General features: G+C 34.7%; 18 protein-coding genes and 1 pseudogene. 16 read left to right on the top strand and 3 right to left on the bottom strand.

Features of this window, described 5'->3' with window-relative positions; translation table 11 throughout:
• Positions 1-129: 129 nt before the first annotated feature.
• Both BIW12_RS06815 and BIW12_RS06810 read right to left on the bottom strand, forming a co-directional pair.
• Positions 130-669 carry a YceI family protein gene (locus tag BIW12_RS06815; RefSeq protein WP_071184418.1) on the bottom strand — a complete coding sequence of 180 codons (540 nt, stop codon included), beginning with the start codon at positions 667-669 and terminating at the stop codon, positions 130-132.
• A gap of 16 nt (positions 670-685) precedes the next feature.
• Positions 686-1,054: a hypothetical protein gene (locus tag BIW12_RS06810; RefSeq protein ID WP_071184417.1), complete on the bottom strand. Its 369-nt coding sequence runs from the start codon at positions 1,052-1,054 to the stop codon at positions 686-688.
• Between the two features lie 157 nt (positions 1,055-1,211).
• Between BIW12_RS06810 and BIW12_RS06805 the strand changes: the two genes are divergently transcribed.
• From BIW12_RS06805 to BIW12_RS06745, 13 genes and pseudogenes are all read left to right on the top strand, one after another.
• Complete coding sequence (locus tag BIW12_RS06805) at positions 1,212-1,601, top strand: hypothetical protein (RefSeq protein WP_071184416.1); 390 nt, start codon at positions 1,212-1,214, stop codon at positions 1,599-1,601.
• Between the two features lie 34 nt (positions 1,602-1,635).
• Positions 1,636-2,475 carry a DUF5777 family beta-barrel protein gene (locus tag BIW12_RS06800; RefSeq protein ID WP_071184415.1) on the top strand — a complete coding sequence of 280 codons (840 nt, stop codon included), beginning with the start codon at positions 1,636-1,638 and terminating at the stop codon, positions 2,473-2,475.
• Between the two features lie 135 nt (positions 2,476-2,610).
• Positions 2,611-3,039 carry a hypothetical protein gene (locus BIW12_RS06795; RefSeq protein WP_232227165.1) on the top strand — a complete coding sequence of 143 codons (429 nt, stop codon included), beginning with the start codon at positions 2,611-2,613 and terminating at the stop codon, positions 3,037-3,039.
• 18 nt (positions 3,040-3,057) lie between these two features.
• Positions 3,058-3,648, top strand: a complete 591-nt coding sequence (locus BIW12_RS06790; protein WP_071184413.1) for a globin family protein — start codon at positions 3,058-3,060, stop codon at positions 3,646-3,648.
• Between the two features lie 373 nt (positions 3,649-4,021).
• Positions 4,022-5,278, top strand: a complete 1,257-nt coding sequence (hemA, locus tag BIW12_RS06785) for a glutamyl-tRNA reductase (RefSeq protein ID WP_071184412.1) — start codon at positions 4,022-4,024, stop codon at positions 5,276-5,278.
• Between the two features lie 72 nt (positions 5,279-5,350).
• Positions 5,351-6,277: a hydroxymethylbilane synthase gene (gene hemC / locus BIW12_RS06780; protein ID WP_071184411.1), complete on the top strand. Its 927-nt coding sequence runs from the start codon at positions 5,351-5,353 to the stop codon at positions 6,275-6,277.
• Positions 6,277-6,945: a uroporphyrinogen-III synthase gene (locus tag BIW12_RS06775; RefSeq protein ID WP_071184410.1), complete on the top strand. Its 669-nt coding sequence runs from the start codon at positions 6,277-6,279 to the stop codon at positions 6,943-6,945. The genes hemC and BIW12_RS06775 overlap by 1 nt, the downstream gene beginning before the upstream one ends.
• Before the next feature lie 36 nt (positions 6,946-6,981).
• Entirely contained in the window at positions 6,982-8,007 is a 1,026-nt protein-coding gene (gene hemE, locus BIW12_RS06770) for a uroporphyrinogen decarboxylase (protein ID WP_071184409.1), read from the top strand.
• 33 nt (positions 8,008-8,040) lie between these two features.
• Positions 8,041-8,415, top strand: coding sequence for a hypothetical protein (locus BIW12_RS06765; RefSeq protein WP_071184408.1), 375 nt, complete (start codon positions 8,041-8,043; stop codon positions 8,413-8,415).
• On the top strand, positions 8,415-9,317 hold the full coding sequence (gene hemF, locus BIW12_RS06760) for an oxygen-dependent coproporphyrinogen oxidase (protein WP_071184407.1): 903 nt from the start codon (positions 8,415-8,417) through the stop codon (positions 9,315-9,317). Before BIW12_RS06765 ends, hemF begins: the two co-directional genes overlap by 1 nt.
• Before the next feature lie 124 nt (positions 9,318-9,441).
• Positions 9,442-9,900 (top strand): annotated as a pseudogene (gene tnpA, locus BIW12_RS06755) (IS200/IS605 family transposase).
• A 99-nt stretch (positions 9,901-9,999) separates the two neighbouring features.
• Complete coding sequence (gene hemB / locus BIW12_RS06750) at positions 10,000-11,004, top strand: porphobilinogen synthase (protein ID WP_071184406.1); 1,005 nt, start codon at positions 10,000-10,002, stop codon at positions 11,002-11,004.
• Between the two features lies 1 nt (position 11,005).
• Positions 11,006-11,398, top strand: coding sequence for a c-type cytochrome (locus BIW12_RS06745; RefSeq protein ID WP_071184405.1), 393 nt, complete (start codon positions 11,006-11,008; stop codon positions 11,396-11,398).
• A gap of 106 nt (positions 11,399-11,504) precedes the next feature.
• On the opposite strand, the gene BIW12_RS06740 is transcribed toward BIW12_RS06745, so the two are convergent.
• Complete coding sequence (locus BIW12_RS06740) at positions 11,505-12,212, bottom strand: class I SAM-dependent methyltransferase (RefSeq protein ID WP_071184404.1); 708 nt, start codon at positions 12,210-12,212, stop codon at positions 11,505-11,507.
• 90 nt (positions 12,213-12,302) lie between these two features.
• On the opposite strand from BIW12_RS06740, the gene BIW12_RS06735 reads away from it, so the two are divergent.
• Genes BIW12_RS06735 through BIW12_RS06725 form a run of 3 tightly spaced genes read left to right on the top strand, consistent with a single transcriptional unit; the run spans position 12,303 to position 14,889 of the window.
• Positions 12,303-13,196 (top strand): LysR family transcriptional regulator, encoded by an 894-nt coding sequence (locus BIW12_RS06735; RefSeq protein WP_071184403.1) that lies wholly within the window; start codon positions 12,303-12,305, stop codon positions 13,194-13,196.
• Positions 13,186-13,674, top strand: a complete 489-nt coding sequence (locus BIW12_RS06730) for a methylated-DNA--[protein]-cysteine S-methyltransferase (RefSeq protein ID WP_071184402.1) — start codon at positions 13,186-13,188, stop codon at positions 13,672-13,674. The genes BIW12_RS06735 and BIW12_RS06730 overlap by 11 nt, the downstream gene beginning before the upstream one ends.
• A 60-nt stretch (positions 13,675-13,734) precedes the next feature.
• Entirely contained in the window at positions 13,735-14,889 is a 1,155-nt protein-coding gene (locus tag BIW12_RS06725) for a serine hydrolase domain-containing protein (protein ID WP_071184401.1), read from the top strand.
• The last annotated feature ends 7 nt before the right edge of the window (positions 14,890-14,896 follow it).

Genomic DNA, 14,896 nt, shown 5'->3' with positions numbered 1-14,896 from the left:
TGATTTAATTAATACAATTTATCAATTGTCGTTTTTAATTGAACGCCTTTGGTCTTTCAAAATTAAATCTTTTTGATGGTTTATTACAATTTCGGTCAAAATTTATAAAATCTTTAATTTTTAAATTCCTTATTTCAAAACAGCATCAACCTGAATATTGATTTTATTGGCCACTTTATTCTTAACCACGGCCGGTATTGCAATATCAAAATCGCTGGCGTTGACTGAAAAATTAGACTTCAAATTAATCCCTGAATTAGTCTGACTTATTTTAGCAACCGCCTTAATTACAAACGTTTTTCCGTGAAGTTCCAGTTTTCCGTTGATGATAAATTCCTTTGGACTTGAGGTTAAACTATTAACATCAAATCCTTCTATTTTTCCTTTAAACAAAGCTTTAGGATACTTATCACTTTCTATATAATTTTCATTAAAATGTTCTTCCATCAACGCTACTTTAAACCGAAAACCTTTTATTAAAGCTAAACTGGCTATTTCGCCTGTTTTAGAATTTAGAACTAAGGTTACATTTTTATTCGTTGCTTTTACTTCTTCAAAAGAAGGAACCGAAGCTTCAAAAGTAATCACTGCCGATTTACTAATGATTTTTTCTTGAGCAATTGACCAACTTGATATTAACAAAATTGCTATTACTATAGTGTTTTTCATCTTTTAGTTTTTAAAATTATTCATTTAATAATCCATCTTGCTGCCATTGTGCCACGATATCAATAGTTGACTGAGGCAACCTTGGTCCTCCTTGTGGCATTAGTAAACTATTACCATTATTCAACGAAATTCGATTCAGTAATCCGCGACTTTGAATGGCATTTTTTACTTGGGTATAAGTTACCAAAGACATGGGAGCGCCATTTCTAGGCGTTGCGGCATGGCAGAAAATACAATTATTATCTATAATAGATTTTACATTTTGTTGGTACGTAATCGCATCCTCATTAGGCATGTCCTCCATCAAAGTATCCGGATTATCATTGGAACAAGCCACTAAAAAGCTTGCAAAAACTAGTAACGAAAAAAGATTTTTTGGTTTCATAACGATTGATTTTAGATTAAAAATTTCATTGTATCACTCAGATAAATCATATACGTTGAAACTCCCAATCCAGTTTTCATACCACCATTATTTTTTCAAACAAAACCAATCTTTCTCTTTTTCCGTAGATAGTAATACACCATTAAAAACCAACATCATGAACAAAAAAATACGATATGGAATTCTAATCTTACTGGTGGCAGCCATTGCCATCTATAATTATACTTATCAGGAACATAGAGATATCAGCAGCGAAAAAGCCACTTATACAATTAGCATTCCCACATTGAAAAAAGAATTTGCTACTAATGACAGTTTGGCTTTCGCCAAATACCAGAACCAAACCATTGAATTAACAGCAAAAATTACCACAATTGATACCGAAAACAAAGCTGTTATTCTTGACAATAAAGTATTTGCGACTTTCAATGACAGCCTGCCCAAAGACATCGTTTCGGGCAAAAAAATAAAAATAAAAGGACGCTTTCTAGGCTATGACGAATTATTAGAAGAATTCAAAATAGATCAAAGTTCCATTATTCGCTAAAAAACTACTTACTAACAAACCAAAATTATTACTTATGAAAAAGCTCATTCTACTCTTATTATTACTTCCATTAGCATCATTCTCACAAGAGGATTTATTAAAAGGAATCGACACTATTTCCAGAAAAGAAAAAGTATCGGCAGCATTTAAAGGATTAAAAATTGTCAATCTGGAATCGACTAAACTAGCCGCAAAAGGCGATTTATATTTTATTGTTGCGCATCGATTTGGTTCCGTAAAAGATGGTTTTGAAGGTTTCTTTGGATTGGACAACGCCAACACTCAACTAAAATTTGTTTACGGGTTGACCGATTGGTTGACCATTAGTGGCGCCAGAAGCGAATTAGCCTATGATTTTTCTACTAAATACACTTTGATTCATCAAACAACAGACGGATTTCCGGTAAGTATTGCTGGTTTTACAAGTTTAGCCATAAACAATACATTGAAAGAAAGTCTCTATCCTAAATTGACATTCGACAATAGATTTACTTATGTACAACAACTATTGATTTCCAGAAAATATTCTGAAAAATTATCGCTGCAATTAGCACCAACCCTTTTTCACGAAAACTTTGTGGATAATGCTGAACAAGACAATACACAATACGCCATCGGAATTGGAGGTCGTTATAAATTATCCAAACGCTGGTCGTTAAATATTGATTACGCCGCACATTTAAACAGAGCTTCCAATTCTGTTTATAAAAACCCACTTTCTATAGGTTTTGATTTAGATACTGGCGGACACGTTTTCCAAATGCACTTTACCAGTTCGCAAGGCATTCATGAAGCTGGATATTTAGGTCAAACTACTGGAGACTGGGCAAAAGGCGATGTTTTTTTTGGATTCAATTTGCTTAGAGTTTTTTAAAAAATCGGCTTTTTAAAACCAATTCTAAAAGCACTGGTATTTAAAACAATTCTAAATTAATCTTTTTCTCATAAATTTTAAAACCATGACTAAGAATCACTCGTAAATAATTTTCAAAACCTAAAAATTATGAAAATGAATACAACAGTTAAAAAAGTAGTTCTCGTGCTGGCAGGAATTGGCTTTTTGTTTATTGCCATTTTGCTGTTTCACATTATTACCGCAAAACCGGCAGTGTATGAAACTCCAAACTTACAAGTAAGCCGAATTGATTTTAAATCCAATATCGATTCATTACAAGCCAAACAAATTTGTGCCGATTTAAGAACCATCAAAGGCCTAACAAGCGATTCTATTATTGTAAAAAGAAATGTAGTGGTGTATTTCCACAATAATAAAATCACCAATTCTGAGAAAGTTTTCAATGAATTAATGAGTAAAAGACCTTATGAAGCCCAACGCTTTATTCTACCAGCTAATATGGCCAACAAAGAAGTTTGTCCTGTGGATCAAAATAGCGTGAGTTATAAATTATCTAAATCAATAAATCAATTTTTTAATTAATCCTTAAATTCAATTATTATGAGAAATTTTTCTAAAATTACACTAAGTGTATTACTAGTTGCATCGGCGGCATTTACTTCTTGCAGTGACGATGATGATCCAAAACCAGAACCAGTAGAAGCATCAATCTACACTCGTTTAGGTGGAACAACTATGGTTGCCGATCCTGAAAGCCCGGGACAAATGATCGAACAGGGACGTTTGAATTTCCGTAAAGTAGTAAACTCTACTGTAGGACTAATTGTTGCCGATGTGCAAAACAATGCGTCTGGAAATCTTGGAGCGCATTTTGCACCGGTGCTGGCAGAAGTTGGAGCTGGAAACACTACTAAATATGCAATATTAATAGACAATCTAACCGATTTCTTCTCTTTCAATACAGGAGGAACTAATGCCGTAAACACTTACTCAGGATTGAATATGGTAGATGCTCATGATCCGGCTAAAAATCCTCGTATGGGAACAAAATCTTCTAGTGCCGATTACACCAAATTTGTTGGATACGTAGGCGCGGCTGCCAACACTAATGGTGTGGCTTCAAATACAGAACTTTATACTGATATTGTAGCTGTTTTGGAATCATTGAGAACTCCTATTGTTCAAAAATAATTCTGATTTAAAAATAAAAACGCTGCCTTTTGGGTAGCGTTTTTATTTAAAATACAATCGACTTAATTTCAAAAGTAAGTTGTTATATAATTTTAAAAAAGTATTAATAAATTATATTTTAATAACAATTATCAAGAACCCTAAGCGATATTTTTTCGTAAATATTATAGTAATCAAACAACCGTGTTATTTAGAATAAATCTACATAAAAATCTAAAAAACTCTTGATTTCACTATATTTTTAAATAAAATTCAGCTTGTAATTGCTATTTTGAATCAAATTTTCCCGAAGCGATACAAAAAGAACTTACAGCGTTGTTTTTATAAAATAGTTAATAATAATTTTGTTGAACTTTTTAAGGAAAGTATAATTATGGAAAATTTTAATATGTCCAGAAACAGCACTTTTTACGCTTTAGGCTTAAGTTATAAAAAAGCAGATGCAACCATTCGTGGTAAATTTAGCTTAGATGCCAAGGCACAATCTATTTTATTAATGCAGGCTGAAGCTGAAGGAATCGAATCATTGATTGTTACTTCAACTTGTAACAGAACCGAAATTTATGGTTTTGCTAATCATCCTTATGAGTTAATCAAATTACTTTGTGAAAACAGCCAAGGTTCCGTTCAGGAATTTCAAGAAGTAGCTTATATCTATAAAAATCAAGAAGCTATCAATCACATGTTTCGAGTAGGAACAGGATTAGACAGTCAAATTCTGGGTGATTTTGAAATCATCAGCCAAATAAAAAATGCCTTCATTCAAAGTAAATCTTATGGTTTAACAAACACTTTTATGGAGCGTTTGGTAAATTCCGTGATTCAGGCAAGTAAAAAAATCAAAACAGATACTGAAATTTCTTCTGGTGCAACCTCAGTTTCATTTGCATCAGTTCAATATATCATCAAAAACGTAGAAGATATTGCTAATAAAAATATCTTACTTTTTGGAACCGGAAAAATTGGTAGAAATACCTGCGAAAACCTGGTAAAACATACTAAACACGAGCAAATCACTTTAATTAACAGAACCAAAGATAAGGCAGAGAAATTAGCCGAAAAACTGGATTTGGTAGTTAAGGATTATTCTGATTTGCAATTAGAAATACAAAAAGCCGATGTTTTAGTGGTAGCTACCGGAGCACAAAACCCAACAATTGACAAAGCCATTTTAAATCTAAAAAAACCTTTATTGATTTTAGATTTATCGATTCCTAAAAATGTGAATGAAAACGTGACGCAATTAGAAGGTGTCACTCTGATTCACATGGATCATTTGTCTCAAATGACCGATGAAACTTTAGAAAACAGAAAGAGACACATTCCTGCTGCCGAAGCCATTATCGAAGAAATAAAAGACGAATTCAGAACCTGGACTAAAGGACGTAAATTTGCTCCAACTATCAACGCTTTGAAAGCCAAACTGAACGACATTAAAAATTCGGAATTGGATTTTCAAAGTAAAAAAATAGCCGATTTTAACGAAGAACAAGCTGAAATCATCAGCAACAGAATCATTCAAAAAATCACTACTCATTTTGCCAATCACCTCAAAGACGAAAACACTATGGTGGATGAAAGTATCGAATGGATTGAAAAAGTCTTTAAAATTGAGGCCTTAGTTAAATAATTAAAAACTTAATGAACCTTAATTCCTTAATGGTTTTGAAATCAAAACTATTTCTTGGAATAAAATATAAAAATGGCAGAAAAAACAATACGTATAGGTACAAGAGATAGCGAACTCGCTTTATGGCAAGCACATACCGTTCAAAAAAAATTAAACGATTTAGGTTATAAAACCGAGATTGTAGCCGTAAAATCCCAAGGCGATATCATTCTTGACAAACCCCTTTACGAATTAGGAATTACTGGAATTTTCACAAAAACATTAGATATCGCCATGATTAACGGCGATGTGGATATTGCAGTGCATTCGATGAAAGACGTTCCTACTGCCCTACCTGTCGGAATTGTTCAGGCTGCCGTTTTAAAAAGAGCCAATACCCTTGATATTTTAGTTCACAAAGGCAGTCTTGATTTTCTGGAAGCCAATGGAACTATAGCTACCGGAAGTTTGCGTCGTCAGGCACAATGGCTGAACAAATACCCAAATCATACTGTAGTTGATTTACGCGGAAACGTGAATACCAGAATGCAAAAATTGCAGGACAGCGACTGGAACGGAGCTGTTTTTGCCGCTGCCGGACTGGAAAGAATCAACATAAAACCGAGCGATTATATCGATTTGGACTGGATGATTCCAGCACCAGCACAAGGTGCCATGCTTGTAGTTGCTATGGGAAATGACAATTATACTCTGGATGCACTTTCGCATCTTAATGATATTGAAACGGAAGTTTGTACTTATATCGAACGTCAATTTTTAAGAACCTTAGAAGGTGGTTGCACCGCTCCTATTGGTGCTTTGGCGAAATACAATGAAGACGAAGATACCATTCATTTTGATGGGGTTTTATTTTCATTAGACGGAAAAGAAAAAATCGAAATCAACAAAGTAGTCGATATTTCAGAATGGAAGAAACTAGGATTTCATTCAGCGAAGGAAATCTTAGACAATGGCGGTACTGAATTGATGGCAGAAATTAAAAATAATTTGAAAAAATAATGAGTCAAATAAGTATTCTGTCAACTAAAACCTTATCAGCGGAACAACGACAAGTATTTCTTAATGCTAATATTGATCTTTTAGAACAAGATTTTATCGAAATTAAACACTCCGTTTTCGAATTAGATAAAATCAATTCCAATTTGATTTTCAGTAGTCAAAATGCTGTTTTAAGCCTGGTAGAGCAAAATGGCTGGGAAATTCTTAAATCCAAAAGCGTTTTTTGTGTAGGGATAAAAACCAAAGAGTTATTGGAGCTTCACGGTTTTAAAGTAGAAGCTTATATGGATTACGCATCTGAATTGGCAGAAATAATTACTTTAATCTATAACAAGGAAAGCTATACTTTTTTCAGCGGAAATCTACGCAAAGAAACCTTACCAAAAGCATTGAAGAATGCAGGTATTACTTTCAATGAAATTGAGGTTTATCAAACCAAATTAGCCCCTTTTAAAATATCCATTCAGGAAAAATTTGATGGGATTCTTTTTTTTAGCCCATCGGCAGTTGAAAGTTATTTGACAGATAATAAATTAAAAAACGAAATTTGCTTTTGCATTGGCGAAACCACCGCATCAGCATTGGAAAATAAAACAAAAAACATCATCGTTGCAGAACAACCTACCATCGAAGATGTAATTGAATCAATATTAGAAGAATATAAATAAAATTTGCGCCTTAGCGCCTTTGTAGCAAATACGATTATGATAAAGAACGACCTATTTTTAAAAGCACTAAAAGGAGAAACTGTACAACGCCCACCGGTTTGGATGATGCGTCAAGCTGGAAGATATTTACCGGAATTTAGAGCTTTGCGTGACAAATACGATTTTTTCACTCGTTGCGAAACTCCTGAATTAGCTGCCGAAATTACCGTTCAGCCTATTCGCAGAATTGCTCCAGATGCTGCTATTTTGTTTTCGGATATTTTGGTTGTGCCTCGCGCAATGGGAATTCACGTGGAATTGAAAGACAATTTAGGTCCAATTATTCCAAATCCTATTCGTACAATGGAACAAGTAAATCAGGTTTACGTTCCGGATGTGAATGAGACTTTAGGTTATGTTTTTGACGCCATTAAATTGACTAAGGAAATGCTGAATAACGAAGTACCATTAATTGGTTTCGCAGGTTCACCTTGGACAATTTTCTGTTATGCTGTGGAAGGAAAAGGTTCAAAAAGCTTTGATACCGCTAAAGGATTCTGTTTCTCTAACCCGGTAGCTGCTCATACTTTATTACAAAAAATCACCGACACCACGATTTTATACTTGAAAGAAAAAGTAAAATCAGGAGTAAATGCGGTTCAAATATTTGATTCCTGGGGAGGAATGCTTTCTCCTGTAGATTATCAGGAATTCTCATGGAAATACATTAACCAAATCGTTGATGCTTTGGCCGAAGTGACTCCGGTAATTGTTTTTGGAAAAGGATGTTGGTTTGCTTTGAACGATATGGGGAAAAGTAAAGCTTCTGCCCTCGGAGTAGACTGGACTTGTTCGGCTAGAAATGCGCGTTATTTATCAGGTGGGAATATTACTTTACAAGGTAATTTTGATCCATCTCGTTTGCTTTCGCCAATTCCAACTATCAAGAAAATGGTTCACGAAATGATCGACGAATTTGGAAAAGACAAATACATCGTAAACCTTGGTCATGGAATTTTACCAAACATTCCTGTGGATCACGCCAAAGCATTTATTGATGCGGTGAAAGAATACGGGAACTAGTAAGCAGCTTACAGAAAGTAGATAAAAGAAAAAATGCTAAATAAAGACTTAAGAGACCAAGAAAGTATACGGATAGACAATGTGCTAAAAACGTTGCATTCTTTGGTTTTTGTGCCTGAAAACGCATTTGATGTTCATAAAATCGAAGAAGCTCTAAAAGATTTCGGACTGAATATAGAAAGTTTGAATGCAATAGCACCAAATGACTTAATTGTACTTTTGGAAAGATTGCATCTGGACTGGAATCAAAAAGAGCAATTTGCTGATTTTTTAGTTACTTTTTCGAAACAAAATTCCTTTGATTTTAGAGAAAAAGCCATTGCCGTTTACAATTACATTCAATCCGAAAGCAAGACTTTTTCGTTTGGAATTTTTAATAAAATAGCTTCCGCAAAAGCCAATTTATAATGAAAAATAAATTTTACGCCTACATACAAAACTTGCAAGACCAAATCGTAGCCGGATTGGAAGCAGTTGATGGTCAAGCCAAATTCAAAGAAGACCTTTGGAAACGTCCGGAAGGTGGTGGCGGACGAACTCGCGTGATTGAAAACGGAGCCGTTTTCGAGAAAGGCGGAGTAAATATCTCTGCCGTTCACGGAAAATTACCCGATTCTATGCAAAAACTGTTCAACGTAGGCGAAGCCGATTTTTTTGCGTGCGGACTAAGTTTGGTCATTCATCCTAAAAGCCCAATGGTTCCTACGGTTCATGCCAATTGGCGCTATTTCGAAATGTACGATGATAACGGAAATGTCATTCAGCAATGGTTTGGTGGCGGACAGGATTTAACGCCTTATTATTTGTTTGAAGAAGATGCAATCCATTTTCATCAGACTTGCAAAAGCGCCTGTGACAAACACAATCCTGAATTTTATCCGAAATATAAAAAACAATGCGATGCTTATTTTTGGAATGCACATCGCAATGAAGCAAGAGGAATAGGGGGATTGTTCTTTGATTATTGCAAAGCAACTCCGGAAATGTCAATGGAAAATTGGTTTAACTTTGTTAGCGAAGTAGGGAATAGTTTTCTTCAAGCTTATGTTCCAATAGTAGAACAAAGAAAAGATTTACCTTATACTCCTGAACAAAAAAACTGGCAGGAAATTCGTCGTGGACGTTATGTAGAATTCAATTTAGTTCACGATAAAGGCACTTTGTTTGGCTTAAAAACCAATGGAAGAATTGAATCTATTTTGATGTCTTTGCCACCGCATGTTCAATGGGTGTACGACCATCATCCGGAAGCAGGAAGCGAAGAAGAAAAGTTAATAAAAGTGTTAGAAAATCCGATTGAGTGGATTTAAAGCTTCGGAGAAGCGTTATATTTATAGAAAATTATTCCGATTCATTTTAGCTCCATAGGAGCGTAATATTTGTAGCAATAAATAATATTTTTCAAAAGAGCACCAGCGGTGCGACATATTTATAATGGCAAATACCTATACTCAATTATATATTCAAATTGTCTTTGCTGTAAAGGGAAGACAAAATCTGATTTCCAATAAATGGAAAGATGAATTATTTAAATATATAACAGGAATTGTCACAAATGAAGATCAAAAATTGATTGCAATAAACGGAATGCCTGACCATATTCATATTTTAATTGGGTTAAAGCCCAATAAAGCATTATCTGATTTGGTGAGAGATATAAAAGCCAATTCATCCAGATTCATTAATGAAAAAGCTTGGATAAATGGTAAATTTGAATGGCAAACTGGATTTGGTGCATTCACCTATAGTCATTCACAATTGACTAATGTTATCAATTATATTCAAAATCAGGAATAACATCATAAGACAAAAACATTCAAGGAAGAATATATCGAATTTTTAAAATTGTTTAATGTTGATTTTAAAAATGAATATATATTTGATGATGTTTAATTAAAAATAAAGATATCACCCCTACGGGGTTCATATTCAAAACGATTATACAAATTGCTATAAATATTACGCTCCTACGGAGCTTGAAAAACTATAATTATGTTCCCATTACAAAGAGGCAGAAGATTAAGAACCAACGAATCCATTCGTTCTTTAGTACGTGAAACCAGTTTAAGTCCATCGGATTTTATGTTTCCGATGTTCATTGCCGAAGGCGAAAATGTAAAAGTAGAAATCCCTTCTATGCCGGGCATCTTTCGTCGTTCGATTGATTTAACGGTTGAAGAAGTCAAAGAATTGTTCGCTTTAGGAATTCGTGCCGTAAATATTTATGTAAAAGTTAGCGAAGATTTAAAAGACAATACCGGAAAAGAAGCTTGGAATCCTAATGGATTAATGCAACAGGCTATTCGTGCTATCAAAGCCGCTTGTCCGGAAATGATTGTAATGCCGGATGTAGCCTTAGATCCTTATTCGATTTACGGACACGACGGAATCATCGCTAATGGCGATGTTGAAAACGATTCGACTAACGATGCCTTGGTAAAAATGGCGGTTTCTCATGCCGAAGCCGGTGCCGATTTTGTAGCACCATCAGATATGATGGACGGAAGAGTTTTAAGATTACGTCAAGGTTTAGACGCTGCTGACTTTCACAATGTGGGAATCATGAGTTATTCGGCTAAATATGCATCGGCGTTTTACGGGCCGTTTCGTGACGCCTTAGACAGCGCACCAAGAGAAGCGGATGTAGTGGTTCCAAAAGACAAGAAAACCTACCAAATGGATTATGCCAACCGCATTGAAGCCATCAAAGAAGCTTTGTGGGACGTAGAAGAAGGTGCCGACATGGTAATGGTAAAACCCGGAATTGCTTATTTAGACATCGTGAGAGAGGTTAAAAACGCAGTGAATGTCCCAGTAACTGTTTATCATGTTTCGGGCGAATATGCGATGATTAAAGCCGCTGCCGAAAGAGGTTGGTTAGACAACGATAAAATCATGATGGAGCAATTAATGTGCATCAAACGTGCCGGAGCGAGTTTGATTTCAACTTATTTTGCCAAAGAAGCTGCCATTATTTTAAATCAAAAACAAACCTAATATGAAAAAATTAGCAATAATAGCGCTGGCTATTCTTTCTTTTTCTTGTAAAAAAGAAAGTCAGGAATCTTTTGGAAATGAAACTCCAGCGGTTACTGAAGAAAAAGAATTAACACCTGAAGAACTAGGAAAAGTTATTTTTGAAGGAAAAGGAAATTGTATTTCTTGCCATCAAATTGAAAGTAAAACCATTGGTCCAAGTACACAAGAAATTGCCAAAATTTACAAAGAAAAGAATGGAAATATCGTCACTTTCTTAAAAGGCGAAAGCGACGCTATTGTGGATCCTTCACAATTTGTCTTAATGCAAGCCAATCTTACATTAACAAAAACATTTTCAGATAAAGAATTACAAGGCTTAGAAGCTTATATCAATTCCTCTTTAAAACAATAAATTAGCCCACAGATCTTAAAGGATTACACAGATTTTCACCGATTTAACTAAAAATGAAATCCGTTTTTTATCTGTAATATCAGTATTATCTGTGGGCTATTTCTAATTATTTAATCCCTCCAAAAGCTCCAAAACAAGCATTTTTATGTAAAATTTCGGTGCTCGAAAAACCTACTTTTTTCATTAAATCCAATTGGTAAGTCATCGATCTCGGCGTGTCTTCTTTTTCGATATAATCAAATACTTTTTGCTGGTATTCTTCTCCGCCGTGTTGCTTCAAATAATTCCCATACATTTTCCAAACCAATCCATTAACACCTTCATGATCTTGAACCAATAAATCAGATATCAAGAAACAACCACCTGGCGTTAAACTATCATACAACTTTTGGAATACCAATTCCCAGTCAGAATCTTCTCTTAAATGATGCAAAACTGCTGCAGCCAAGATAATGTCATAATGATTTTTAGGCAATTCGATCTCGCGAATATCACCTTGAATAGTTTCAACTTTAGCAGTTGTAGCTTCAGAAACTCGTTCGAAAGCTTTGTCCAACATATTCTGACTCAAATCGACCAACGTACAATCCAAATCAGACACTTTAGACAACATTTTCAATGTATAATTTCCCGCTCCGCAACCCAAATCTAAAATGGTTTTTGCTTCCGATTTTACAGCTCTTGCGGTACATGTAATCAATTCTAATGCAATTTTTGCATCCATCGTAGCTACCTGTCCTGTCTCTAAATTCGAGAAACGTTCGACCTCATTGTCAAAACGTTCCCTGATTTCTGTTACTGTTGATTTTTCCATGATTATTGGTTTTTATTTTACAAACCTAAAATTTTTATATATACCGTAAAAATGCTTATTTTGTCAATTATTAATACCTAAAAAGTATTTATGGAATTACGACATTTAAAATATTTCCTCAAATTAGCCGAAGAACTGAGCTTTGTTCGCGCTGCCGATAAGCTATTTATTTCTCAACCGCCTTTGAGCCGGCAGATAAAAGAATTGGAAACCGAACTGGGTGCGACACTTTTCGAAAGAAATAACAAGCGCGTAATCCTTACCGATGCAGGGAAATTTTATCAAAAAGAAATCCAGGAACTGCTCAAGAATTTAGAACGCATCAATATTCAGACTAAAAAAATAAGCGAAAATCAAAGTGGCGAATTCCGAATTGCCTATGTGAGTTCAACTTTTTCGGGAGATATTTCTAAGTTGATACAATTTTTGTCAGCTCAATATCCTTTTGTCAATTTTCGCCTTTATGAAGTGCCAACAGTCAAACAAATTGCCGCTTTAGAAGAAGGAAAGATCGATTTTGGAATCATTCGTGCACCTTTACATTCACCAAAAATTGATTCCCAATTGTGGTTTAAAGACAGTTTTTCGCTGGTATTTAATCGAAATAAATATGCTATTGCCTCGGAAGACGAACTGGAAATATTAAAAGAAGCCACCTTTGTGTTTTTTAATAAAGAATATGCTCCGTATTTTTACGATGCCTTATTGCAAATTTGTGCCCAATATGGTTTTAACCCAAAAGTGGTGCATGAATCCAATAATATTTCGTCTATCATTCAATTGGTTAAAAATGGATTGGGAATTTCGATAGTTCCAACCGCCATTATGAAAAGTCATAACTATCCCGAATTGGAATTTTTAGAACTCAAAAAAGTAAATCTTTCTACCGATATTTTATTGGCTACGCCAAAAGGAAATCAGACCGAAATTTCAAAAGCAGCCATCAAATTTTTAATGGAACAAAACAGTAAAAATGAAAACTAACGAACAAGCCACAGCTTACATCAAAACACCTTTAGGAATCGCCCAAATCACAGGTGATGAAAACGGAATTTCAATAATTTCAATTGCTGATGAAGGAGAAATTAGTCCTGAAATTCCTGTCGTTTTACAAGAAGGAGTTACACAACTTCAGGGTTATTTTGATGGAAAAAGAACCACTTTCGACTTTAAACTGAATCCAAAAGGAACCGAATTTCAGCAAAAAGTGTGGCAGACTCTACTTGAAATTCCATTTGGAAAAACCTGTAGTTATATGGATTTATCCAAAAAACTAGGTGATGTCAAAGCTATTCGCGCTGTGGCTTCAGCCAATGGTAAAAATCCGTTATGGATTGTGGTTCCTTGTCACAGAGTCATCGGAACTGATGGTTCACTAACGGGTTACGCTGGTGGATTGTGGCGCAAAAAATGGTTATTAGAACACGAAAATCCATCGCGAAAACAAGAACTTTTGTTCTGAAATTAAAATATATTTTTATCCTTTTTTATGTAAATTCGTACTGAAGCTAATTCAAACCCCATGAAAAAACTCAAAAAAACACTAGTCGGATTGGTCATTTTTATAGGTGTTCTAATCCTTTCGCTCTATATTTTCAAGAAAGACTATTTGTTAAGAGCTGTTAGAATTACTTATTTTAACGGACATACAACCGCTTTTTTAGATGATTATAAATATTTTGACAATCGAATTATCCAAAAAAGTAATCAACCGCAACCTTGGAATTTAGCCAAAGATTACAACCTGGTAAAACCTACGGACAGATTAGAACAGCTACACAAAGAAATGGGAACTGTGGCTTTTTTAATCATCAAAAACGATAGCATCTGGAACGAAAACTATTATGATAATTACAGCAAAGATTCTAAGTCGAATTCTTTTTCGATGGCCAAAAGTATCGTAACGGCTTCCTTAGGAAAGGCTATCATGGAAGGAAAAATCAAAAATTTAGACCAAAAAGTAGGCGACTTTTTTCCTGAATTCAAAAAAGGAAAATCGGCACAAATGACTGTGGGCGACCTAGCTTCCATGTCCTCAGGATTAGATTGGGATGAATCCTATTACGACCCATTTTCAATTACTACTCAGGCTTATTTTGATGAAAATTTAACTCCAGTCATATTGGGTTTGAAAAGTATTCAAGAACCTGGAAAAGCCTATAAATATTTAAGCGGAAACACGCAACTTTTAGCAATGTGTATCGAAAAAGCGGTCGGAAAAAATTTAGCCGATTATGTTTCAGAATCATTCTGGAAGCCTTTAGGTACTGAAAGTGATGCTTTTTGGCAAACAGACAAAAAAGACGGAATGGTAAAAGCCTTCTGTTGCATTGCCAGTAACGCCAGAGATTTTGCCCGTTTTGGGAAACTCTATCTTCAACATGGAAAATGGAATAACAAAACCATTCTAGACAGCGCTTTTGTGGCCAAATCAGTAAGACCACGTTTTAAAGAATCTCCTCAATATGGCTATGGTTGGTGGCTAAGCCAATATAAAAACAAACAACTTTTTTATATGCGCGGTCATTTAGGCCAATATGTGATTGTAATCCCCGAAGACCAGCTAATCATTGTGCGATTAGGAAATAAAGAACATAAAAACACCAATACTAATCCGCATAGTGAAGATTTGTTTGTGTATTTGGACGAAAGCTATAAAATGCTTGGAAAAAATTAATTTTAGA

The sequence above is a fragment of the Flavobacterium commune genome (assembly GCF_001857965.1).
In the GTDB taxonomy this organism is placed as follows: domain Bacteria; phylum Bacteroidota; class Bacteroidia; order Flavobacteriales; family Flavobacteriaceae; genus Flavobacterium; species Flavobacterium commune.
The sequence above is the reverse complement of the archived record's forward strand: the minus strand, read 5'-3'. Positions and strand labels throughout refer to the sequence as shown.

What these genes read in the sequence shown, in the direction of transcription:
- BIW12_RS06815 (WP_071184418.1), bottom strand. Translation starts at nt 669, where the DNA reads ATGAAAAACACTATAGTAATAGCAATTTTGTTAATATCAAGTTGGTCA.
- BIW12_RS06810 (WP_071184417.1), bottom strand. Translation starts at nt 1,054, where the DNA reads ATGAAACCAAAAAATCTTTTTTCGTTACTAGTTTTTGCAAGCTTTTTA.
- BIW12_RS06805 (WP_071184416.1), top strand. Translation starts at nt 1,212, where the DNA reads ATGAACAAAAAAATACGATATGGAATTCTAATCTTACTGGTGGCAGCC.
- BIW12_RS06800 (WP_071184415.1), top strand. Translation starts at nt 1,636, where the DNA reads ATGAAAAAGCTCATTCTACTCTTATTATTACTTCCATTAGCATCATTC.
- BIW12_RS06795 (WP_232227165.1), top strand. Translation starts at nt 2,611, where the DNA reads ATGAATACAACAGTTAAAAAAGTAGTTCTCGTGCTGGCAGGAATTGGC.
- BIW12_RS06790 (WP_071184413.1), top strand. Translation starts at nt 3,058, where the DNA reads ATGAGAAATTTTTCTAAAATTACACTAAGTGTATTACTAGTTGCATCG.
- hemA (WP_071184412.1), top strand. Translation starts at nt 4,022, where the DNA reads ATGGAAAATTTTAATATGTCCAGAAACAGCACTTTTTACGCTTTAGGC.
- hemC (WP_071184411.1), top strand. Translation starts at nt 5,351, where the DNA reads ATGGCAGAAAAAACAATACGTATAGGTACAAGAGATAGCGAACTCGCT.
- BIW12_RS06775 (WP_071184410.1), top strand. Translation starts at nt 6,277, where the DNA reads ATGAGTCAAATAAGTATTCTGTCAACTAAAACCTTATCAGCGGAACAA.
- hemE (WP_071184409.1), top strand. Translation starts at nt 6,982, where the DNA reads ATGATAAAGAACGACCTATTTTTAAAAGCACTAAAAGGAGAAACTGTA.
- BIW12_RS06765 (WP_071184408.1), top strand. Translation starts at nt 8,041, where the DNA reads ATGCTAAATAAAGACTTAAGAGACCAAGAAAGTATACGGATAGACAAT.
- hemF (WP_071184407.1), top strand. Translation starts at nt 8,415, where the DNA reads ATGAAAAATAAATTTTACGCCTACATACAAAACTTGCAAGACCAAATC.
- hemB (WP_071184406.1), top strand. Translation starts at nt 10,000, where the DNA reads ATGTTCCCATTACAAAGAGGCAGAAGATTAAGAACCAACGAATCCATT.
- BIW12_RS06745 (WP_071184405.1), top strand. Translation starts at nt 11,006, where the DNA reads ATGAAAAAATTAGCAATAATAGCGCTGGCTATTCTTTCTTTTTCTTGT.
- BIW12_RS06740 (WP_071184404.1), bottom strand. Translation starts at nt 12,212, where the DNA reads ATGGAAAAATCAACAGTAACAGAAATCAGGGAACGTTTTGACAATGAG.
- BIW12_RS06735 (WP_071184403.1), top strand. Translation starts at nt 12,303, where the DNA reads ATGGAATTACGACATTTAAAATATTTCCTCAAATTAGCCGAAGAACTG.
- BIW12_RS06730 (WP_071184402.1), top strand. Translation starts at nt 13,186, where the DNA reads ATGAAAACTAACGAACAAGCCACAGCTTACATCAAAACACCTTTAGGA.
- BIW12_RS06725 (WP_071184401.1), top strand. Translation starts at nt 13,735, where the DNA reads ATGAAAAAACTCAAAAAAACACTAGTCGGATTGGTCATTTTTATAGGT.